We start from the raw sequence: 21650 nt of genomic DNA, 5'->3' as shown, positions 1-21650 counted from the left end.
TTCTTCCCCTGCCTAATGGATCCGTTTTCTTTTTCCTTTTCTTCATATGCTTAATCTCTTTCTGAATTCTAATCTATGCCTCATTTTCTGTCTCTGTAGCTTCACTTTTAATTGTTTCCACTACCACATTGGTGATTTTATTGTTGTCGATAATAAAATCTCTGTCTTCTTCTGTATACATATCTAAGCCTTTAAAAAAGTCAAACAAATTAAGAATATCTCTTTCCGCAGTGCTTATTTTTCGTTTTGCAAGACCTGCGTCATCGTCACACTCCGTGGTCATATAATCCAACATATATTCCAGATCATAAGATTCAAAACTTTCCGTAATTTTCTTAGCTACATCTTCTGAGCAGGCAATTCCTTCGATTTCACAGGTATCGTAGAAATGCTGAGCGAATTCTTTCGGATGGTCATAGCACCATTCTACGGTCCTGTAATATAATTCATACAGTTTACAAATTGCTTCATACTTTGTTTCCAGCGCTTCATCTGTGGCAACTAAAACTGAAGGAATCATATCTTTATTAATTTTAGCGCCTCCCACTTTCTTGAATCCCGCTTCTTCTGCTGAAAGTGCCACACTAATCCAAACGCCAAGTCCGTCTGCTTCTCCTGCTTTGAATGCTGATAGAGCGCTTGTAACATCCATATTAATTACGTTTACATCATCTAAAGTCAGTCCGAGTTTTTCCAAAGTAGAGCCTAAAACCTTATGCATTGTAGTCCCTACCGGAAGTATCCAGGTGGTTCCTTTCCAGTCTTCCGGAGTTCCATAAATATCCGGATAATCTTCCACATGTCCTTTTCCGGCTTTATAAATCGGAGAATCCTCTCTTACATATAAATTCAGCATAGAGTCATTATCACACACGCCGATAATGGATACATCATACCCCAGAACACCGCTGATTCCTCCAGGTCCTCCTGTGGAACAAATATCCCAACTGGAACTTGCCTCCATCATTGCCGGCCCGTTTACAAAAGACTGATATTCAAATTCCATATTTAACTCATCCAGAAATCCTTCCTGCTCCATTATATAAAAGGGGACTGCATGCAATGTTCCTGAAAAATATCCTAAATTAATAGTGGTTGCCTCTTCCATAGGCGTTATGCCAAAGGTGGTTTCTCCTGATCCGGAACTGTTTTCCGCCTCTTCTGTTCCTTTCGTTTCTGTATCCGAAGCTCCGCATCCTGTCAAAAGACTCATTGTAAGTAAAACAGCCAATAATACACTCCACAGTTTTTTCATACCGTTCTCCTTTCTCTTTCTATTGCCTATCTTTTATTTCCGTTCCAATACCTTCTCTATCTTCTTCGCGATGTCTTCCGCCTTCAGTTCAAACCGTTCTTTCAGCCAGTCTGCCGGCCCTACTTCTCCGAAAGTATCTTTTACGCCGATTCTTTCCAGCGGTACCGGATAATTTTCGGCCAGCACTTCCGCCACTGCAGAGCCCAGTCCCCCTATGATGTTGTGGTTTTCTGCTGTAACAATGGCGCCTGTCTCTTCTGCCGCTTCCAAAACTGCCTCCTTATCCAGGGGCTTTATGGTAAACATATCGTAAACACGAACGGAAACTCCTTTTTCCTTCATTATTTCTGACGCTTTTATGGCCTCCGCCACTTCTGTTCCGGCAGCAATCACCGTAACGTCCGTTCCATCCTTCACCTTCACTGCCTTTCCAATCTGGAACTTCGTTCCTTCTTCGTAAATTTTCACTGCCTTAGAGCGGAATAACCGAATGTAAAACATTCCATAAGTTTTTGCTGCCAGATAAGTCAGTTCTTTTGTCATCACCGCATCGGTAGGTTCAATAATCGTCATACCGGGTATGGCTCTCATAATTGCAACATCTTCCAGCGCCTGGTGTGTCCCGCCGTTTAGTCCTGCCAGAACGCCCGGATCACTTCCCACAACTTTTACATTCTGTTTTGCGTAGGCGCCGCTCATAAACACCTGATCACAGCCTCTTCTGGAAGCAAACACCCCAAAGGTATGAGGAAACGGAATGAATCCTTCTGCCGAAAGCCCTGCTGCCACTCCGAACATATTAGCTTCCGCGATTCCGCAGTCTACAATATTGTCAGGATATTGATCCCGGTAAGGAAGAAGTCCGATTGCACGCATTAAATCCGCATCCATTGGCATTACCGGCATGTTCTGATCCATCATATCTCTCAGTGCCTCTCCATAAGCCTGCCTCATTTCTATTTCTTCCGGCTTATTTTCTTTTGCAAGTAAAACTTCCATCTGTCTTCTCCTTTCTCAGGCTAAATCCGCTTTCCGTTTTTCCAGTTCTTCAATAGCTTCTTTGGCTGTTTCTGCCGGCACCGGCATATTGTGATTCAAAGGATTTCCTTCTGAGAAAGCGCATCCCTTTCCTTTTACTGTCCGAAGTACAATCAGAGACGGTTTCTCTTCTACCCTTTTTGCCGCTTCTACCGCGCTGCAAATCTGTTCCACATCATTTCCGTCTGCCACGTCTACTGTATGCCATCCAAAGGTTTCAAACTTTTCACAAAGGTTCCCCAAATCCAGCACTTCATCAATAAATCCGTCCAGCTGCCGGTTATTAAAATCTACGAAAACAATCACACGGTTTAAGTGTTTTGCCGGAGCAAATAAAGCACATTCCCAGACCTGTCCTTCGTCACACTCCCCGTCGCCTAACAGGATATAAGTATAATTATCAAGTCCTTTTAACTGACATCCCATGGCAATTCCCAGTCCGGAGGAAAATCCCTGTCCCAGGGAACCAGTTGTCATATCCACCCCCGGCGTTCGGTTCATATCCGTATGACTCGGAAGATTAGTTCCCGGCTGATTCAGTGTAAGCAGCTCTTCTTCCGGGAAATACCCCTTTAATGCCAGCGCCGCATACATAGCCGGTCCGGCATGGCCTTTTGACATAATGAAGCGATCTCTTTCCTCCCATCCGGGATTTTTCGGATCCACATTTAAAATTTCTCCGTACAGACACGCCATTAAATCACAGCAGGATAAGGAGCCTCCCACATGGCCTACACCCAGATGTCCAAACTGTTTCATGCACTGAATCCGGATATTAATTGCCAGTTCCTGCAGTTGTCTTTTCTTTTCGTTGCTAATCATGTTATCCTCCTTTGTTATTCTGCCTGTCTATTTCACATATGCCTCCACAATCCTTTTTAAGCTTTCCACATCAAATCCGATGGGCGGATCAAATTTGGTAAGCGCTACAAGACCTCCGTCAATGGATTCTACCGAAGCGATCTCTTCTGCATTTTCTTCTTTTAAACCACCTCCATAAACCACCGGAAACTCTTCTTTAAAGTATTCCCGGCACACCTCTTTAATATAATCGCTGACAAACCGGATATAGTCGGCATTCGGCGGTATCTTTCCCGGGCCGATGGCCCATATGGGTTCATAACCGATTACAATTTTTCTGTTCCCTTTAATTTTCTGTACGCCTTTCAGCCCTTCTGTAATCTGAGCTTTTAAAACTTCTTTTACTCTCGGTTCGTACTCCTTGGGGTTATCTCCTCCTTTCTGCTGTTCTGTTTCACCAATGCAAAATAAAACATTCATATCTCTTTCCAGTGCTCTTATGACTTCCTGATTCAGAAGTGTTTCTACTGTTTGCGCCGCATCCTTATACTGTTTCTCACAGATTGCTATTTCTTCATCATAACAGGATAAAATTTCCAGTTTATCTTTTCTTTCTTCACTGTGTCCAATCATAGTCCATTCATACCCCAGAGCTGCAATTGCAGCGGCCGGCCGGTTTGCAGTAAATGCTCCGAAGTTTCCTCCCTGTTTCACATCCTGGCGGAATACTCCCTGACATCCCAGTGCAAAGGCTCCCGCTTCCTCTTGGGAATATTGATCTTTCACTGTTTGCGCCGGAACCAGCAAAGCCTCCGGCAGAAAATAGGTAAGTGACAGGTCTTTCTTCTTTCCGATTCCCAGCTCTATGGTTTCTTTCACAATCTTCTGAATCCACTCAACCGGAGAATCACAAGGACAAATCCCTCCCATCATTTTGGGTACATCAAATCGTTTTAAATTCACAAATATTTCTTTCAATTTTCTCCTCCTTTTCTAAAATTCTACTGTTTCGACATATTTAGCGCTAATAAAATAGTAAAAATCACTATAATCACTCTTTTTTCTAACTTTTTCTTTATTTATAATATACATGATTGAAATTTATTTTCTACAGCGAAAGAAACAATCGTTTGACTAGCAATTCTCTTATTTTTCGCAATTTCTTACCGCCTCTTTGAGGATAGGAAGGCAAAAAAAGAACGCCGCAGAAGTTCTTACTTCCACGACGCTCTTAGTTTTTGATGATGATCACATATCTGCTATAATCTTCATTCGTTCTCCTGCATGCCCCTACCAGGTGCACATTACTCTTTGTTCTGAAATATCAGAATAAAGACAGGCTTCTTCTCTTTCAATAACCGTCAGAATCTGTTCATACTCCAGGCTGTCAGAAATATATTCCTTAAGGCGGTTCTCCTCTTTTTTTATCTTTTCAGGCAGATACAGAGTCTCTTTCTTATCAGGGAACAGCGCCAGATAGAAAATCTCTGTTTCCACCATATCCTGAAAGAAATGGCTTCCATAGGAAACCTCCGGCATGATTCCCTTTTCTTTCACAGATACCTCGCACAAAGCTGACATGTGGCTAATCTCGCTGAAATGAACCGGAACTCCCAGGGATGAGGTGGTGGTACCGAATCTGCCGGGGCCGATTAAAAGAATTCTTTTCTCTTTCAGTTTTTCGTTTAATTTTCCGATCATTCTCGCTACTCCATGCCGTTTCTGTTCCGTGCAGGCCAGATAGGCCTCTGTATTTACATATATGATTATATCCAGAGGAATCTTGACATTTCCTCCCATAAAATCTCCCTCTGAATAAAATAAAAGCTGTTCTTTCTTTTTTTCCAAAGGCATCTCTACCTGATTTCCCATAGCAAAGGCCTGCAACGGGCGGCACTGCACCAGATTGATTCCGAATTCCTGTTCCGTCACAAAATTTGCTGTAAATTCAATATCCACCGGATTTTCATAGGCCTCTGAAAGACTTTTTAAAATTTCTTTCATAATTCCGGTAAAGGATGTTCCTTTCAGTAGCTTTTTAAAGTCCAGACGACGGGGAACTTCCAGGTTTGTATAGCCCAGTTCCCTCAGTCTTGCCGCCTCTTTCATGTCCGGCGTCGCAAACAGTCCACTGGAAATGTGAAGATCGGTTTTCCATATCGTTTCCGTCGGTACGCTCTCAAAACTGTTCTCCCCAATATCCAGCAAATCCACTTTCGCCTGCTGGTATCTTCGTTCTTCCCCGTATTCCACCGGAGGCTGCCGGCATGGATCATCCAGAGGAACAATCCGCACATAATCGTCATTGTTTCTGTCTACCGCCCTGGTTCCAAGTCCCAGTACCAGACGCAGCATCCCGGCCTCCGGATTCATATCTTTATTCCATACATACAGATTTTTGGAATAACCCACGCCTGCCACATGGGGAAAGAAATAATTCCCATAATAGTCTCCGGAAACTCTCTGCACCAGAATTGCCATCTGTTCATCTTTCTTAGATAATCCGCGAATTTTCCTGTAGTGAAGGGCGTCTTCGTTCATCGTACTGGCATATACGGTACGAACCGCATCTTCAAAGGCTGCCAGACGATCCTGGGGGGTTCCCTGATTTGCACAAAATACACTTTCATATTTTCCGGCAAAGGCATTTCCGAAATTGTCTTCCAACAGTGAGCTGGAGCGTACAATAATGGGAGACTGCCCGAAATATTCCAGCATATGCATAAACTCTTCCTCTACAAATTCCGGGAAGGCTCCATTTAACAGGCGGTCATGAAATTCCTCAGCCAGTACCAGGTACCCCTCTTCTGTCTTCTGCCGGGTACGCAGATCCCACCAGCCGTTAAGAACGATATAAGTATAAAAAACATCTGTCCCTATGAAAAAGGAATCGTCCGGCTCCAGATGCTCTTTTATTTCCTCTGAACCCATCGTTTTCACAATTTTCCTTGCCAGCAGCATTCCCACACTTTTACCGCCGATTAGTCCTGTACCGATTTCTCTGGAAGCAATATTCAGCAGATCTTCCAAAGTAAAATAATGTTCGCATAAGTTCCGGATTCGGCTTTCTCCTCCCATAAAGATTTTAATCAGGAGGGTCTTCATCCGGTTTCTCTCTTCTTCCGACTGATTTCTGGCCGCCTTTGCCTGATCCAGAAGGGCATTCCAGTAATCTACCCGTTTTTGATCCCACTGGAAATTAGAAAACAGGCGGGCCGTAAGATAGCTGGAAGTAATTTCTGTTGCTTCTTCTCCCTGAATCAGATGAGGAAAGAACATGGTAGGAGAATATCTCCCCATCATTTTCAGAGGATGAAGATAGAGTTTATTCTGAATCACATACAGATCCAACAGACATTGTGTGGTCTCCCTGATGCTGGCAATGGTATTAAAGGTATGGGCTCCTCTTTCAATGCAGAAATAGGCCACAGTATCCAGCTTATATAAATACGGACAGGTTACCTGAAAAAAATTTCCGATCATTAAATCCGAGTACCAGAATTCCAGCAAATCGGTGAGACAGTCAAACACATAGAAAGTCCGTCTGCCCTCTTTTGTTAAGATCTGTCTGACACTGGAAGCGAAAGTCTCAAATCCCACACTGGCATTCAGACGGTAGGTCTTTATTTCATCTTCCTCCTGAAAAATTGGTTCATGCTTTCCGAAACGGATATATACGATGGATCTCCGATCCCTCTTTGCCTGTTCTACATATGGAAATACCACTCTCTTGTAATCTTCTGTATTGAGGATCTGCCAGACAACATTATCTCCCATCCGGAGTCGGTCGATCACTTTGTCAAATCCCGGAATCCCTGTACTTACTTTCTCATGTATCCGCATAATTCCCTCCCTGAAAAATTTTCACCAAAACACACGTCTTCGTTCAGCGCCGCTAGGAAATTCGGCAAAATTTCCTATTACATAAAAAAAGAACAGGGAAATTCCTTTTGGAACATCCTTGTTCTTTCTGCTTTTCTGCTATTTGTTTTATCTTATCACGGGAATCCTGCCCTGTCAATTTCTGTTCTGAACTTTTTCGATTTCCCGGGCCAGCCATGTTCTCTCTTTTCCTGTCAGTTCTGCCTTTTCCAGAAGATCCGACCGCATTTTCCAGGTACGGAGAATGGACTGTTCTCTTCTCCACTTTTCCACGTTGGCATGATGTCCGGACAACAGTACTTCCGGAACCTTTCTTCCCCGCCACTCTTCCGGCCGGCTGTACTGCGGATATTCCAGAAGATTTCCGGCGAAAGTTTCGGTTTCTCCGGATTCCTGGTTGCTGAGAACGCCGGGAACCATTCTGGAAATGGAATCTATCATCACCATTGCCGGGAGTTCGCCTCCGGTTAGAACATAGTCTCCAATGGATACATAATCGGTTACAATTTCTTCCAGAACCCTCTCGTCAATTCCCTCATAATGACCGCAAAGAAATACCAGGTCTTCCTCTTTTGCCATTTCTTTGGCCATTTCCTGATGAAAGACATTCCCCTGGGGAGTCAGATAAACAGTGCGGGGCTTTCTTCCAATTTTCGCTTTTACTGCTTCATAGGCCAGGAATACAGGCTCAGCCTGCATGACCATTCCTGCGCCCCCTCCGTATGGATAGTCGTCTACTTTCTGATGTTTATTAAAGGCATAATCCCGAATATTTACAGCTTCCAGACTTATAATTCCCTTTGCCATGGCTCTTCCGATAATACTGGTCTCCAGCCCCTGGCGGATCATTTCCGGAAATAAGGTCAATACGTGATAATTCATGGTTCTCTCCTGTTACAACAGACCGTCCATGATATGAACTGTCATCTTATTATTTTCTATATCCACATCCAGAATGCAGTCTTTGATCGCCGGGAGCAGCACTTCTTTCCCTTCCCGGGTGGTCACGATGTAAACGTCATTGGCTCCCGTTTCCATTACATCCTTTAGAGTTCCGAATAAAGTCTGATCTTCCAGATATACATCCATGCCCAGTAAATCTGCAATATAATATTCCCCTTCTTCCAGAGGCTGTCCCTTTTCTCTTGGAATCCAAAGACCGCATTTCCTGTATTTTTCTATATCATTAATGTTATCAATTCCCTGAAACTTCAGAATTACCAGTTGTTTAAAAAAACGAACCTTCTCAATTTCCAGCTCTATTTTTTCTTTTCCTGTATCCAGCCAGACCGTATCCAGATCCAGGAAACGTTCCGGAAAGTCTGTGGTTGGATAAACTTTCACCTCTCCCCGGATTCCGTGTGTGGTGGTAATTACTCCCACCCGCAGCATTTTTTCCATATAAACTCCTCTTCTATTGCATCTGGCGGCATCCACAGCAAAGCGTTTTTTATGTAACAGGAAATCCGACGGAATTTCCTGTTACATAAAAAAACATGTCTGCTGCAGTACGCCCTGCGGCAGACATGCCCTCTTATTTCACTGCAGAATATCTACAACCACTTTTTTGGGGCTTTTTGATGAAGCAGCTTTTACCACCGTACGAATTGCTTTGGCGATTCTTCCCTGTCTTCCGATTACTTTACCCATATCAGAAGCGCCAACCTTTAATTCCACCAGAATAATGTCTTCTTTTTCTGTTTCGGTAACACTGACTTCATCCGGATTTTCTACAAGAGATTTTGCAATTACTTCCACTAATTCTTTCATTACAAGTCCTCCCTGTCTTTAGAAATGGAAAATCCAGAATTTATTTTTCGATACCGGCTAACTTGAAGATCTTGCTTACAACTTCTGTAGGCTGTGCGCCTGCTGCCAGCCATTTCTTAGCTGCTTCTTCATCTACTTTATATACGCTTGGATCTACGTTGGGATCGTAAGTTCCAATCTCTTCAATACATTTTCCATCTCTTTTGGATCTGGAATCTGCAACGATAATTCTGTAGAAAGGTGCTTTCTTCTGTCCCATTCTTCTTAATCTGATTTTTACTGCCATTTTTGTTTTCCTCCATATATTATTGGTTTTATTTGTTCTTATTTATGTTAAAAGGGAAGCTTAAAGCCGCCTCTTTTACCACCTTTTCTGCCCATACTGCCGGACATTTGTTTCATCATTTTCTTAGACTGTTCGAACTGTTTTACAAGCCGGTTCACTTCACTGATATTCACTCCGGCTCCTTTTGCAATCCGGTTCTTTCTGGATACATTTAAAATTGAGGGATTGGAACGTTCCTTCGGCGTCATGGACAAAATAATCGCTTTTGTTCTGTCCATAGCCGACTCGTCAATCATTCCTTCAATATCCTTTATTTTTCCGCCTCCGATTCCGGGAAGCATATTCAGGATACTGGACAGTCCGCCCATCTTGTTCATCTGTTCCATACTTTCCAGATAATCGTCAAATCCGAAATCGCCTTTCATGGCGCGTTTGCCCATTTCTTCTGCTTTGTCCTGATCAAGAGCTGCTTCCGCTTTCTCAATCAGGCTCATCACATCGCCCATTCCCAGGATTCTGGATGCCATTCGATCCGGATAAAACTGTTCCAGATCGGATAACTTCTCACCCATACCCACATACAGAATCGGTTTTCCGCTTACTGCCTTAATGGAAAGAGCCGCACCGCCTCGGGTATCGCCGTCCATCTTTGTAAGGATAACTCCGTCGATCCCTACTTTCTGACTGAAAGACTCCGCCACATTAACAGCATCCTGTCCTGTCATGGCGTCCACAACTAAAACCGTTGCATCCACCTGGATATTGGCCTTAATCTCTTCCAGTTCCCTCATCATGTCTTCATCTATGTGAAGACGGCCTGCCGTATCAATCAACACCACATTCTGCTGGTTTGACCTGGCATGCTCGATTGCTGCCTTTGCAATATCCACGGGTTTCTGTTTATCTCCCATGGAAAAGACCTCAACACCCTGCTTTTCTCCATTTACCTGCAGCTGGGTAATCGCGGCGGGACGATATACATCACAGGCAACCAAAAGAGGATTCTTTCCTTTTGATTTCAGCTTCCCTGCCAGTTTCGCCGCAGTCGTTGTTTTTCCGGCGCCCTGAAGTCCTGCCATCATGATGACTGTCATTTCTTTGCCCGGTTTAATGGGAAGTTCTGTAGTCTCGCTTCCCATCAGGGAAACCAGTTCTTCATTTACAATTTTTATTACCATCTGTCCGGGATTCAGGCCGTTCATCACGTCCTGGCCAATGGCTCTCTCCTGTACAGACTTTATGAACTGCTTAACTACTTTAAAGTTTACGTCTGCCTCCAGCAGGGCCATCTTTACTTCTTTCAGAGCTGTTTTTACATCTGCTTCTGTGAGACGGCCTTTACTTCTGAGCTTTTTAAATACATTTTGTAATTTATCGGTTAAGCTTTCAAATGCCATGGATTATAACTCCTCTAAAATTTCGCTGGATATTGCCGCTATCTCTTCGGCATGATATTTTTTGGTCAGCTTGTGAATTTCATGCACTTTTTCACGGATATGGAGAAACTTCTCCACCAGATGAAGCTTTCCTTCGTAATCTTCCAGAATTTTATTGCATCGCCGAATCATATCGTGCACGCCCTGCCGGCTGATTCCCAGCTCCTGGGCTACCTCGCTTAAGGAATAATCTTCCAGGACAACACTTTCATAAACCTGACGCTGCTTACTGGTAAGTAGTTCTCCGTAAAAATCATACAGCAATGTCTGCTCCACAAATTTCTCCATCTGTTCATCACCTTGCCTATCATACTCCATCAAAGAAAGACTGTCAAGTATTTTTTCTTTACAAATGTATGTTCGCTGTCTATTCAAAACCGCAACTACATGTGATTTTAATATTTTCGTTTTCCGATTTCTTTTTCTGCCGTAGTCTGATCGTATACTTTTTCTTCTGTTATGATTCGAAGGGGCATTTCTTTCCCTGCCACCATATCTCTCACCGCCTTCATAAGCTGTGGCCCCAGAAGAGGATTACACTCCACCGCACAGTTTAGTTTTCCTTCTGTCATAGCCTCAAAGGCATCTCTTGTGGCATCCACGGAAACAATTGTCACATCCACACCGGGACGGATTCCGTGTTCCTCCAGAACTTCAATAGCGCCCAGCGCCATATCGTCATTGTGAGAATAAATAATGTCTATGTCCCATTCCTGACCTTTTAAATAGTCCTCAACAATCTTCTTTCCGCCCTCGTAAGTAAAATCCCCGTAGGCGCTGTAAGCCATCTGATATCTGGGATATTTCTCCAGAATTTCCAGAAATCCTTTTCTTCTCTCCTCTGTAGGAGACGCTCCTTTGTTTCCCTGAAGCTCCAGAATCTTCTTCGTCCCATCTCCGGTTTCCACATTTTCCCGGATCCACCGCATGGCCCGTTTTCCCTCTTCCACAAAATCAGCTCCGATATAAGTATTTACCAGATCGGAATCTGCCTCTATTTTTCTGTCTGACATTACCACGGGAATTCCTGCGGCCCTGGCTTCCTTTAAAACTTCTGTCCACCCCGTCTCCACAACGGGAGAAACCACTATCACATCCACCTTTTTCTTAATAAAACTTCGGATGGCCTCTATCTGCTTCTCCTGAGACTGATTAGCATCTTCCATAAATAACTGAATGTGAAACTCCTCTGCTGCTTCTTTAATGGATCTGGTATTCGCCAGCCTCCACTGACTTTCTGTCCCCACCTGAGAATATCCTACAGTAATTTCCTCTCCGTTATCCTCATAGTCTTTTCTGATTCTTTCCAGATACTCCCGTGCATTCTTCTTCTGAATCGTATGACTTCTTAAAATCACCTGTTTGGGCACGCCGCTGTCTTCTTCCAGAATGTTCAGGGCGTACTGGATAGCCTCTTTTCCTCCCGTAGGGCAGGATATGGTGGCTGCCAGTTTATTTTGCAGCACCAAATCCACCCCTTCATTTTCTCCTGTATAACCGTCACATCCCACAACAGGAATTTCTTTCTCCATTCCCAGATCCGTCAGAGCTTCATATGCTCCCAGGGCAACCGCATCATTGTTGGCAAAAATCACATCCACCTTTTCCAACTCGTCTTTTTTTACATAGACCCTGTCATAGGCCGGATCCTTCATATCATTTTCCAGATTCCATGTTTCTTTGTGAATCCCCGGATACTGCCCGATAACTTCATCAAAACCTGCACTTCTCTCCTGACTCTGAATCGTTGCATAAGAAGCACACAGTTCCAGAACCGTTCCTTCTTTCTCCCCCAGAAGCTCCAGAACACACTCTCCTCCCTGACTTCCAATCAACTGATTGTCCGGACCGATAAACAGAGAATAGTCAAAACTTCTACGGCCCGATCCATAACAATCACGGGAATTCCTCTCTCATAAACTTCTTTTACCTTTTCTGTCATATGGCTGGAATCACAGGGTGAAATAATCAGCAAATCAATTCCATATTTCTGCAGTTTATCCACATCCTGCTTCTGCTTTTTCAGGCTGGAAGTGGCGTCCATCGTGACAATCCGCACATTTTTATGCTTCCTTGCTTCTTCCTCAATCTCCTGAATCAGAGCCAGCCTCCAGCCTTCTCTCATATTTGCCTGAGAAACGCCGATCACATATTCAATTTCATCCTCGTGCTCTGACTGTATCATTTTGCTGCTGTACAGTTTCCATCCTGCAAAAACCAGAGACAGCGCAGCCAGCAATATTAAAATTTTATATTTTCTTTTCATCCTGACCGCCCTTTCCTTCCTCCTGATATTCTGCAGGTACGATAACTGAAACTTTCGTTCCTTTCTCCTTTTCACTGGCCACCGTTACCTGGAACTTCTCTCCGTACCGGATACGCAGACGTTCTTTTACATAAAACAGGCCAAAACTCTGATTCTGCTCTGACTCACTGGGCTTATTCAGTAAGTCCGTCAGCTGCCTCACCTTCTCTGCATCCATTCCCCGGCCGTCATCTTCCACTTCCAGAAGCACATCCTCTCCCCGCCTCTGTACGGAAATTTTTAAATGGCCTTCCCCTCTTTTCATTTTGACTCCATGGTAAATAGCGTTTTCAACCAACGGCTGAAGTATCAGCTTGGGAGCATAGACCTTCTTACTTTCTTCATCTGTCTGAACTTCATAGAGCACTTTAGAACCATAACGAATCTTCTGTATGTACAGATAATTGGAAATATACCGCAGTTCTTCCTCGATGGTAATATAGTCTTTACCGCGGCTTAAACTCACCCGGAAAACATTAGTCAGAGCATCTACAAGATGCACAATATCATATGCTTTATGTTCCCTTGCCATCCATCCGATGGTATCCAGGGTATTGTACAAAAAATGAGGTTTAAACTGCTCCTGTACCACTTTTAGCTGGGCTTTTCTCTTCTTTTCCTGCTCCTGATAAACCGCGTCCAGAAGTTTCTGAATCCGTTCCAGCATGTGGTTAAACTTTCTTCCCAGCTCGCTGACTTCGTCCTGATAGTCTCCCTGGAAACGTACTGACAAATCTCCTTTTTCTGTCTCTTTCATTAAATGGGCCAGTCCCACAATCGGCTGTGTAATGGTTTTTGACAACTGAAAAGCTACCAGAAGAACAATAAAAAGCGTTATGATTAAAACTGTCCCAAAAATCACCAGCATTACATTTGTTCCATGCATAATCTCCTGAAAAGAAGCTACACTGACAAATTTCCAGCCGGTATATTCTGACTGCTGATAGCGAATCTGGAACTTCTCTCCGTTGATTCTGGCTGTCACCGGCATCTTTTCATCAGAAAGCCATTGAGGGTTGATTCTGTACACCACCTGGTTTGTGGGAGCATAAACCATCTGATCCTGACTGTCCAGGACAAACACAAATCTTTCATTTCCAATACTGGCTCCCTGAATAGCAGAGGAAATAATATCATGCTTAATATCCAGAAGAATCACTCCCATAATCTCTCCTGTTCCCGGCTCCGCCACTGCCTTTGCCACAGAAAATACATCATCAATGCTGTACGTGGCGTCTGTCATAATGTTTCTTCCTGTTGTATCACTGAGTATCTGCATTTCTTCCGGATTGGCAGCCGCTTCCTGATACCAGCTTTCCAAAAGGAACGGATCTCTGGATACACGCGACATTCCAGTGCTGGCGTAAAACCCTTTTTCCGTAGCAAAGAAAACACCCGCAATCTCATCATGGGTATCCGACACTGTCTTCAGGCTCTGTTCCAGTTCTTTTTTATACTTTTCCCACTGTTGTTCCGTTTGCAGCTCCTGCGTGCTCAGCTCTTTATAATGAATGGTTTCAATCAGCATATTAACTGTCTTTTCAATACTGTTTACGTATATATCCACCGTCTGCTGCACCTGACCTACCATCTGAGCAGTATGCTGCATAACGTTTTTTTCTTCTTCCTTTGTAGAAATTAAGATGCCCACAGCTCCTACCAGAAAAAAGGGAATAAGTGCAATAAAAATATGAGAAAACAGCATTTTCCCCCTTATTCGCATATTTAAAAAATGTTTTCCAATACTTCGGATTGTCTTCACCTCCCCTTTCCTTTTTCCTGCAGAAACGCAAATAGAGGGTGTCTTAAAACAAAAGAATTTGTTTTAAGACATCCTCGTTCATACAACTTCTCCGAATTTTATATACACTTCTCTTTCGAGTCTGTATATGGATTAGTATGCACGTTCTGCAATCACATCTTCTGTAACCTCTGTAACCGGATATTCGGTTCCTTCTATGGTAACAGATTCTACATCTGTTCCGTGTGCGAAGATTTCACCGTCAACATAATTTTCTTTCTCAATTTCTTCTCCGGCTTCCAGCTTCTTAATCAGTTCTTCTGCACGCGGTCCGTGAAGCGGATTACACTCAACATCGCAGATAATCTTTCCGGATAATACGTCAGTTAAACCTGCGTTTGTGGAGTCAAAAGAGATTACCAGCATGTCGCCGTCCGGTCCCACTGTTTTTCCGGAAGCTTCAATGGCGTCAATGGCACCAAATGCTTCGTTATCATTCTCACAGTATACCACATTAATGTTGTCATACTGTTTTAAAATGGATTCCATAACTTCCTGGCCTTTTGCCTGTGTAAATTCACCTGTCTGCTGTACAACGATATTCCAGCCATATTTCTCAGCAGCCTCTTCCAGTCCCTGTGTTCTTCCGATCTGTGCGGTAGAACCGATGGTTCCCTGAATGTCAGCAATGTTCAGTTCTTCAATATTATGAGCCTCTGCATAAGCCTTCAGCCATTCGCCGGCCTTACGTCCCTCTAACAGCGGGTTCGTTCCCACCCATGCTGTGTAAAGGCTGTCGTCAGATACATCTACCATACGGTCAACGATGATCACAGGAATTCCTGCATCTTTTGCTTCCTGAAGAACCGTATCCCATCCTGTTTCTGTAACCGGAGCTAACAGAATATAGTCCACATCCTGCTGAACAAAGTTACGGATTGCCGTAATCTGATTTTCCTGTTTCTGCTGCGCATCATCAAAAATGAATTTGTATCCGTTTTCTTCGCTGAAGGTATTCTTCATGGATTCGGAGTTTGCAGTACGCCAGTCAGACTCTGCGCCAACCTGTGAGAATCCCACGGTGATAACTCCGCCGTCACTCTCTTCTGCCGCTGCGTCATCGCCGCTTTCTTCCTCTGCTGCATCGGTTGTATCCTCTGCTGCGCTTTCTTCTGCCGCCGTATCATCTGTGGATGCTTCATTGCTGCTTCCGCCGCATCCTGCTGCTCCCATTGTAACAACCATTGCTGCACAAAGGAATGCTGCTAATAATTTTCTTTTCATCTTAAATTCCTCCTTTATTGCCTTAACAATTATTGATGTTATTATAGACTTTCTTTTCCCGAAAGTCTTTGCAATAATCGGATGGAAAAATATAATATTTTAACTTTTTTTAAGCCCTTTCCGATATTCGGCCGGGCTAACTCCCAGACATTTCTTAAATACATTACTAAAATAATGCTGGGTTGTATATCCTACCTTTTCCGCGATTTCATAAATTTTCAATTCATCATTCTGAATCAGTTCAATAGATTTCCGAATCCGGACGCTGGTTAAATAATCGCTGAACGTGATTCCCATTTCTTTTCGGAACAGCTTGCTTAAATACTGAATAGAAAGATTCACCTGGCCGGCTGCGTCCTGAAGGGAAAAGGACTCCTGATGGTAATGGGTTTCCACGAATTTTTTCACTTCCCGGATAACAGCAGAAGCTTCCCTTGTCTTTTCCATTTCCAGGACAGCCTCATCATAGATTTCAGAAAGCATTTCCAGTCCTTTTCCCGTCTTCTGAATCACAGAACATCTTACAGGCGCGTGTTCCTCCATAATTTTACAATACGTTTCCCGCTGTTTCTGCGCTTCCTTTTCTTCCTGAATTTTTCCGGACAGCACCACCAGATTTCCATAATCATCCTGGCAGCTATTCAGGTTCTGGTGAACGCTGAAAAGCTCATCTGCAATATTTTCTGCCACAAAATAAATCAAATCATCACTCCAGGCATCCTGCAGGTCTTCTTCCCTTCGATAAGAAAGCCGTACAAGGGACAAAGTAAATTCTTCCGGAATGACCATATCCAGATAGCTGCATCGTTCCTCTATCTCTTCTTTTGTAAATTTTCCGGCCAGAATCCCTTTTAAAAACTCAGAACTTAAATATTTTCTGTTCTTTTCCAGCATTTTCTTTGCCCATTTCAGATATTTATCCTCTGATTTATCTGCCAGAAGCCTGGCTTTTACCTTCTGTATCATTTCGTCAAAAGGTTCTTCCATAATGGGCTTCAGCAGATATTCAAAGGTTCCCAGACGCAAAGCTTCCCTTGCATATTCGAACCGATCGTACCCTGTAATTACCACCACCAGAGCTTTGGGGTGGATTTCTCTTAACTGTTCTATAAACTGAAGTCCGTTTACAAAAGGCATATTGATGTCCACCAGGTAAACATCTATCTCTTCCTGCCTTGCCAGCTCCAGCGCCATCTCTCCGTCTTCCGCTTCCGCTGTCACCTGAAACTCCTCATATTGCTCCAAAAATGAACGAATCCCCCGGCGGATAATATATTCATCATCTGCAATCAGTACTTTAAAACTCATGCTGCAGTTTCCTCCCCTTCGTTTTTCACACCTTCTATGCCTCATGCAAAAGCATCGCCCGAAGTACATTGGCGTGGGGATAGGTTCTCTTCCCGGTTCCAATGCCCACCTTTTCAATCTGAAAGGCTTCCGGAAGCCGTTCTCTGGTCCGCAGCGCTCCGGCAATGGCTGCGCCTGTAGGCGTTACCATTTCGCCTTTAACTTCAGTAATGTGCAAAGACATTCCTGTCTCTTTAACAATTTCCACAACGGCTGGTACCGGTACCGGAATCCGTCCGTGCTGGCACATAATCGTCCCCTGTCCTTCCCATAAATCAGAAACAACCACCTGTTTCACCTGAAGATCGTGGAGACAGAAAGCTGCGGATACAATATCCACAATGGAATCTACAGCTCCCACTTCATGGAAAGTCACTTCCTCCTCGGGAACACCGTGGGCTCTTGCTTCCGCCTTCGCCACCAGGGCGAAAATTTTTCCGGCAGTTTTCTTTACTGGCTCGTCCAGCGAAGACTCTTCCAGTATTCTGCAAATATCCCCATAGCTTCTGTGACCGTGATGATGTCCGTGACTGTGATGATGTTCCTTTTGCTTCTCGTCCAGAATCACGTCAAAGTCACAGCCCCTTAGCCCATGGACTCTCTTCTCTTCTATTTTAACAGAATATCCGTCTACAGGAAGTCCCTTAAGTGTTTCTAAAAGCTTCTCTTTATCTGCTCCCAAATCTAAAAGGGCCCCCACCGTCATATCTCCGCTGATTCCGGAATAACATTCTAAAAATAATATTTTATCTGCCATTTTTTGCCTCCTTTATAATGCCTCATGCAAACTTATAAATATTATAACAATTAATTGCCATAATAACTACCATTAAAATCAGAAACAGCCTGTCCACGGTTTTCGCATCCATCTTCTTATTCCACCAGTTCCCTGCCATCGCTCCCAGGATACCGCCTGATGCCAGTGCCAGAAAATATGGGGGAGAAATTTCCGGAATCGTATGGGTAACTGCTGCATAGAGCAGGTTCGCAGCCTGAGAAAACAAAATAACATACAGGGAATGAAGGGCTGCCTTCTTCGTCTCCATAGAGAAAAGCAAGCTTAAAACCATTAAATTGACAGGCCCTCCGCCAATCCCGAGAAATGCAGAAAAAATCCCGAGCAATAATCCCGTTATCATACAGATCCCCTCATTTTTTATATGGTATGTATGGATCTTTTCCTTTTTCAGGGTATAAAAAAAGGTAGTGGCTGTAATGAAAAGAAGTACGAATGACTGAACCATTCCTACTGTATTTTCATTACCCACTGCCTCTTTTATACTTTGAAATAATATTTTTCCAAGAACGCCTCCTGCCGCAGCTCCCACGGCCAGGAAAGTTCCTGTTTTCCAATCAATTTTTTCGGAAGAATTTCGGAAAGATTTTCCCACAGATATAACTGTCATGGATAAAACAGTACATCCGGATAAAAAGCTGATACTGCTTACACTCATTACATGAACGGCATCCAGAACGGGTTTGATAATTACCCCTCCGCCAATCCCGCAAATAGAGCCCGCAGTCGATGCCAGGAAGCTGACAAGAAAAAATAAAAATGTCACTTCGTTCCCCCGTGCACGGCTATCCGGTTAATCTGAGCTGCCAGATAGCCGGCTCCGAACCCGTTATCAATATTTACTACTGCAAGTCCTTCTGCACAGGAATTCAGCATAGTCAGAAGGGCTGAAAGTCCGCCGAAATTGGCTCCGTATCCTACAGAGGTCGGAACAGCGATGACCGGCTTATCCACAAGGCCTGCCACTACGCCGCCCAGGGCGCCTTCCATTCCCGCCACTGCGACTACGCAGTTCGCCTTATGCAGCTCCTCCTGCTTGGATAACAGCCTGTGAATTCCGGCCACTCCCACATCATAAAGACGGATGACCTTACTTCCGAAAAATTCGGCCGTCCTTGCGGCTTCTTCTGCCACCCTGATATCAGAGGTTCCTCCTGTACAAACGGTGACATATCCGATGGGAGCCACTTCGTGATGCATCAGAATCAGTGTTCCGGCCATTTCATCATAGGAAATTTCCGGAAGAAAACTCCTGGCGTACTCGTATTGTTCCGGCGTTGCCCTGGTGCCCAGAACGTTTGCTCCTCTTTCGGCAAAACACTGATAAATTTTTACAATCTGATCCTTTTCCTTCCCCTGGCAGAAAACCACTTCCCCGAAACCGGAACGCAGTTCTCTGTGGTGATCCAGTTTCGCAAATCCCAGATCCTCATAGGGCAGTTTCTTTAGCAAGTCTTCTGCATCCTCCAGGGAAATTTCTTTTCTCTGCACTTGTAGTAGTAATTTTTGTATATCCATGTCTATTGTTCTTCCTTTCTGTCTCAGGCAGTGCTTCTGATTTGATTCTAGCACCGCCCTTATTCTAAAAAAACCTGAGATAGCGCAATCGTTTGATACTATAAATCCATACTTCCTGACCGGAATCCTTCCAAATCCAGGGTAACATAAGAAAATCCCAGTTCTTTCAGTTTCCGGATAATCCTGTCTTTATGTGTCAGCACTTTCCCAAAATCTTTCGGATCCACTTCCAGACGAACCAGGTTCTGGTATACCCTTATACGCACATTCCCATAGCCCAATTGTCTTATGTATTCTTCTCCCTCTTCTATCTTCTTTAGTACCTCCTTCTGAATTCTGGTTCCATAAGGAAGCCGTGTGGCAAGGCACGGAGCAGAAGGACGGGATGCCGTAGAAATCTTGTATTCCCCGGCCATTTTACGCACCTCTTCCTTGGTAAACCCGCATTCTGCCAGAGGACTTCTGATTCCCAGCTCTTTCACTGCTCTCAGTCCCGGCCGATACTGGTGCAAATCGTCTTCATTGGTTCCTTCTATCACCACCGGCGCCTGTACTTCTCTGGCATAGTCCAGAATTTTTTCATACAGATAACGTTTGCATAAATAGCAGCGATCCTTTGGGTTTTCCATAATCTTTGGATTCTCCAGTTCATCCACCCGAATCACCTGAAAAATGGCAACTGTCTTTTCTGCCACCTGTATTGCTGTCTGAACGTCTCCTTTCGGGTGCAGAACCGTATCCAGCATAACTGCGTATACTTTTCCTCCCGTCCGGGCGGCGCCTTCACAGGCCAGAGTCAGAAGCAGACTGCTGTCCACTCCCCCGGAAAAAGCAATACAGACATTTCCCTTTGTATATTCCTCTATTTTCTTTCTTAATACTGTTTTCTTTTCATCCCAGTTCATACTCATTTCCTCCTGCCTTATACTTTATCACAAAATCCTTGCCAATTCCACTTTGGGAGTGCTATCATTTAAATATAGCGCCAGTGTACACACACGGCTGCTGATTTTACAGAAAGGACGGATAGGATGACTACAGAAGCAAAAAAATCAAAAGTATATTTCACCGATATGCGTGTCAAATCCGGAGACACCCTCTTAAAAAAACTGGAAAGACTTATGAAAAAAGCCGGCATTGAAGATATTGATTTCCAAAACAAATATACCGCCATTAAAATTCATTTTGGCGAACCGGGAAATCTGGCTTATCTTCGCCCGAATTATGCCAAAGTGGTAGCCGATCTGGTAAAAGAAGCAGGCGGCAGGCCTTTTCTTACCGACTGTAATACCCTTTACATAGGCGGACGAAAGAATGCTCTGGATCATATGGAAAGCGCTTATCAGAACGGTTTCTCTCCTTTTTCTACCGGCTGTCATATTATTATCGGAGACGGCCTGAAAGGGACGGATGAAGTTTATGTTCCTGTGGAAGGCGGAGAATACGTAAAAGAAGCGAAAATCGGACGGGCTGTCATGGATGCGGATATTATCATTTCCCTGAATCATTTTAAGGGTCATGAATGCGCCGGTTTCGGCGGTGCCCTGAAGAATCTGGGTATGGGATGCGGTTCCCGTGCCGGGAAAATGGAAATGCACAGCGCAGGAAAGCCTTATGTCCATCAGGAGCTGTGTATCGGATGTAAGAAATGTACCAATATCTGTGCCCACGAGGCGGCTATTGTTACCGACAAAAAAGCGTCTATCGATCACAACAAGTGCGTCGGCTGCGGCAGATGTATCGGCGTCTGTCCCCAGGATGCAGTGAAACCGGCCCAGGATGAATCCTTTGACATTCTGAACCGAAAAATGGCAGAGTATACAAAAGCAGTTATTCAGGGAAGACCTAACTTCCATATTTCCCTGGTAATTGATGTATCGCCTTTCTGCGACTGCCATGCGGAAAACGATGCTGCCGTTGTTCCCAATGTGGGAATGTTCGCCTCCTTTGATCCGGTAGCTCTGGACGTGGCCTGTGCGGATGCCGTAAACGCCCAGCCTGTCATTGCAAACACCCTGCTGGCAGAATCTAACCATGAAGGCCATGATCACTTTGGCGCCATCAGCCCGGATACCAACTGGAAATCCTGTATTGAACACGCAGTAAAACTGGGAATCGGTTCTGACCAGTATGAATTAATTACCATTCGCTGATTTTCCTGTTATGGATAAAAAAAGTATGCAGACAAATC

21 protein-coding genes are annotated in these 21650 nt (G+C 44.1%); 1 reads left to right on the top strand and 20 read right to left on the bottom strand.

The window, feature by feature from the left end; translation table 11 throughout:
• Window positions 1–73: 73 nt before the first annotated feature.
• The 20 genes from B5F53_RS09890 to larE form a co-directional block, all read right to left on the bottom strand.
• Window positions 74–1255 (bottom strand): ABC transporter substrate-binding protein, encoded by a 1182-nt coding sequence (locus tag B5F53_RS09890; protein WP_087222883.1) that lies wholly within the window; start codon window positions 1253–1255, stop codon window positions 74–76.
• Window positions 1256–1288: 33 nt separating this feature from the next.
• Window positions 1289–2254: a transketolase family protein gene (locus B5F53_RS09885; RefSeq protein ID WP_087222881.1), complete on the bottom strand. Its 966-nt coding sequence runs from the start codon at window positions 2252–2254 to the stop codon at window positions 1289–1291.
• 15 nt (window positions 2255–2269) lie between these two features.
• Entirely contained in the window at window positions 2270–3115 is an 846-nt protein-coding gene (locus B5F53_RS09880) for a transketolase (protein WP_087222879.1), read from the bottom strand.
• A gap of 27 nt (window positions 3116–3142) precedes the next feature.
• On the bottom strand, window positions 3143–4072 hold the full coding sequence (locus B5F53_RS09875; RefSeq protein ID WP_087222877.1) for a triose-phosphate isomerase: 930 nt from the start codon (window positions 4070–4072) through the stop codon (window positions 3143–3145).
• Between the two features lie 312 nt (window positions 4073–4384).
• Window positions 4385–6937 (bottom strand): PEP/pyruvate-binding domain-containing protein, encoded by a 2553-nt coding sequence (locus tag B5F53_RS09870; protein ID WP_087222875.1) that lies wholly within the window; start codon window positions 6935–6937, stop codon window positions 4385–4387.
• A 174-nt stretch (window positions 6938–7111) separates the two neighbouring features.
• Window positions 7112–7858, bottom strand: a complete 747-nt coding sequence (gene trmD, locus B5F53_RS09865; protein ID WP_087222873.1) for a tRNA (guanosine(37)-N1)-methyltransferase TrmD — start codon at window positions 7856–7858, stop codon at window positions 7112–7114.
• 12 nt (window positions 7859–7870) lie between these two features.
• Window positions 7871–8377, bottom strand: a complete 507-nt coding sequence (gene rimM / locus B5F53_RS09860) for a ribosome maturation factor RimM (protein WP_087222871.1) — start codon at window positions 8375–8377, stop codon at window positions 7871–7873.
• A gap of 138 nt (window positions 8378–8515) precedes the next feature.
• Complete coding sequence (locus tag B5F53_RS09855; protein ID WP_087222869.1) at window positions 8516–8746, bottom strand: KH domain-containing protein; 231 nt, start codon at window positions 8744–8746, stop codon at window positions 8516–8518.
• 40 nt (window positions 8747–8786) lie between these two features.
• The gene (gene rpsP, locus B5F53_RS09850) at window positions 8787–9032 is read right to left on the bottom strand and encodes a 30S ribosomal protein S16 (protein ID WP_087222867.1); all 246 of its coding nucleotides are present in this window, start codon (window positions 9030–9032) and stop codon (window positions 8787–8789) included.
• 47 nt (window positions 9033–9079) lie between these two features.
• On the bottom strand, window positions 9080–10429 hold the full coding sequence (gene ffh / locus B5F53_RS09845; RefSeq protein ID WP_087222865.1) for a signal recognition particle protein: 1350 nt from the start codon (window positions 10427–10429) through the stop codon (window positions 9080–9082).
• Between the two features lie 3 nt (window positions 10430–10432).
• A complete protein-coding gene (gene ylxM / locus B5F53_RS09840) occupies window positions 10433–10756 on the bottom strand; it encodes a YlxM family DNA-binding protein (protein ID WP_087222863.1) in 324 nt (107 codons plus the stop codon).
• Between the two features lie 107 nt (window positions 10757–10863).
• Window positions 10864–12303: a substrate-binding domain-containing protein gene (locus tag B5F53_RS20575; protein WP_275532202.1), complete on the bottom strand. Its 1440-nt coding sequence runs from the start codon at window positions 12301–12303 to the stop codon at window positions 10864–10866.
• Window positions 12300–12734: a substrate-binding domain-containing protein gene (locus B5F53_RS20570; protein WP_275532201.1), complete on the bottom strand. Its 435-nt coding sequence runs from the start codon at window positions 12732–12734 to the stop codon at window positions 12300–12302. The genes B5F53_RS20575 and B5F53_RS20570 overlap by 4 nt, the downstream gene beginning before the upstream one ends.
• Window positions 12718–14382, bottom strand: a complete 1665-nt coding sequence (locus tag B5F53_RS09830; RefSeq protein WP_242970289.1) for a cache domain-containing sensor histidine kinase — start codon at window positions 14380–14382, stop codon at window positions 12718–12720. The genes B5F53_RS20570 and B5F53_RS09830 overlap by 17 nt, the downstream gene beginning before the upstream one ends.
• A 285-nt stretch (window positions 14383–14667) precedes the next feature.
• Window positions 14668–15798, bottom strand: a complete 1131-nt coding sequence (locus tag B5F53_RS09825; protein WP_087222861.1) for an ABC transporter substrate-binding protein — start codon at window positions 15796–15798, stop codon at window positions 14668–14670.
• Between the two features lie 99 nt (window positions 15799–15897).
• Window positions 15898–17106 (bottom strand): response regulator transcription factor, encoded by a 1209-nt coding sequence (locus tag B5F53_RS09820; protein ID WP_087222859.1) that lies wholly within the window; start codon window positions 17104–17106, stop codon window positions 15898–15900.
• Window positions 17107–17140: 34 nt separating this feature from the next.
• The gene (locus B5F53_RS09815; RefSeq protein WP_087222857.1) at window positions 17141–17902 is read right to left on the bottom strand and encodes a LarC family nickel insertion protein; all 762 of its coding nucleotides are present in this window, start codon (window positions 17900–17902) and stop codon (window positions 17141–17143) included.
• 22 nt (window positions 17903–17924) lie between these two features.
• Window positions 17925–18707: a sulfite exporter TauE/SafE family protein gene (locus tag B5F53_RS09810; RefSeq protein ID WP_087222855.1), complete on the bottom strand. Its 783-nt coding sequence runs from the start codon at window positions 18705–18707 to the stop codon at window positions 17925–17927.
• Window positions 18704–19459 (bottom strand): nickel pincer cofactor biosynthesis protein LarB, encoded by a 756-nt coding sequence (gene larB / locus B5F53_RS09805; protein ID WP_087222853.1) that lies wholly within the window; start codon window positions 19457–19459, stop codon window positions 18704–18706. Before larB ends, B5F53_RS09810 begins: the two co-directional genes overlap by 4 nt.
• Window positions 19460–19557: 98 nt before the next feature.
• Window positions 19558–20370 carry an ATP-dependent sacrificial sulfur transferase LarE gene (gene larE, locus B5F53_RS09800; RefSeq protein WP_087222851.1) on the bottom strand — a complete coding sequence of 271 codons (813 nt, stop codon included), beginning with the start codon at window positions 20368–20370 and terminating at the stop codon, window positions 19558–19560.
• Window positions 20371–20490: 120 nt separating this feature from the next.
• Here larE and B5F53_RS09795 point away from each other — a divergent pair, with 120 nt between their 5' ends.
• On the top strand, window positions 20491–21612 hold the full coding sequence (locus B5F53_RS09795) for a DUF362 domain-containing protein (protein WP_087222849.1): 1122 nt from the start codon (window positions 20491–20493) through the stop codon (window positions 21610–21612).
• Window positions 21613–21650: the final 38 nt, after the last annotated feature.

The organism is Blautia sp. An249 (genome assembly GCF_002159835.1).
GTDB classification, from domain to species: domain Bacteria; phylum Bacillota; class Clostridia; order Lachnospirales; family Lachnospiraceae; genus Blautia_A; species Blautia_A avistercoris.
This window is presented reverse-complemented; position numbering and strand designations above follow the sequence as displayed.

What these genes read in the sequence shown, in the direction of transcription:
- B5F53_RS09890 (WP_087222883.1), bottom strand. Translation starts at nt 1,255, where the DNA reads ATGAAAAAACTGTGGAGTGTATTATTGGCTGTTTTACTTACAATGAGT.
- B5F53_RS09885 (WP_087222881.1), bottom strand. Translation starts at nt 2,254, where the DNA reads ATGGAAGTTTTACTTGCAAAAGAAAATAAGCCGGAAGAAATAGAAATG.
- B5F53_RS09880 (WP_087222879.1), bottom strand. Translation starts at nt 3,115, where the DNA reads ATGATTAGCAACGAAAAGAAAAGACAACTGCAGGAACTGGCAATTAAT.
- B5F53_RS09870 (WP_087222875.1), bottom strand. Translation starts at nt 6,937, where the DNA reads ATGCGGATACATGAGAAAGTAAGTACAGGGATTCCGGGATTTGACAAA.
- trmD (WP_087222873.1), bottom strand. Translation starts at nt 7,858, where the DNA reads ATGAATTATCACGTATTGACCTTATTTCCGGAAATGATCCGCCAGGGG.
- rimM (WP_087222871.1), bottom strand. Translation starts at nt 8,377, where the DNA reads ATGGAAAAAATGCTGCGGGTGGGAGTAATTACCACCACACACGGAATC.
- B5F53_RS09855 (WP_087222869.1), bottom strand. Translation starts at nt 8,746, where the DNA reads ATGAAAGAATTAGTGGAAGTAATTGCAAAATCTCTTGTAGAAAATCCG.
- rpsP (WP_087222867.1), bottom strand. Translation starts at nt 9,032, where the DNA reads ATGGCAGTAAAAATCAGATTAAGAAGAATGGGACAGAAGAAAGCACCT.
- ffh (WP_087222865.1), bottom strand. Translation starts at nt 10,429, where the DNA reads ATGGCATTTGAAAGCTTAACCGATAAATTACAAAATGTATTTAAAAAG.
- ylxM (WP_087222863.1), bottom strand. Translation starts at nt 10,756, where the DNA reads ATGGAGAAATTTGTGGAGCAGACATTGCTGTATGATTTTTACGGAGAA.
- B5F53_RS20570 (WP_275532201.1), bottom strand. Translation starts at nt 12,734, where the DNA reads ATGAAAAGAAAATATAAAATTTTAATATTGCTGGCTGCGCTGTCTCTG.
- B5F53_RS09830 (WP_242970289.1), bottom strand. Translation starts at nt 14,382, where the DNA reads ATGCAGCATACTGCTCAGATGGTAGGTCAGGTGCAGCAGACGGTGGAT.
- B5F53_RS09825 (WP_087222861.1), bottom strand. Translation starts at nt 15,798, where the DNA reads ATGAAAAGAAAATTATTAGCAGCATTCCTTTGTGCAGCAATGGTTGTT.
- B5F53_RS09820 (WP_087222859.1), bottom strand. Translation starts at nt 17,106, where the DNA reads ATGAGTTTTAAAGTACTGATTGCAGATGATGAATATATTATCCGCCGG.
- B5F53_RS09815 (WP_087222857.1), bottom strand. Translation starts at nt 17,902, where the DNA reads ATGGCAGATAAAATATTATTTTTAGAATGTTATTCCGGAATCAGCGGA.
- larB (WP_087222853.1), bottom strand. Translation starts at nt 19,459, where the DNA reads ATGGATATACAAAAATTACTACTACAAGTGCAGAGAAAAGAAATTTCC.
- larE (WP_087222851.1), bottom strand. Translation starts at nt 20,370, where the DNA reads ATGAGTATGAACTGGGATGAAAAGAAAACAGTATTAAGAAAGAAAATA.
- B5F53_RS09795 (WP_087222849.1), top strand. Translation starts at nt 20,491, where the DNA reads ATGACTACAGAAGCAAAAAAATCAAAAGTATATTTCACCGATATGCGT.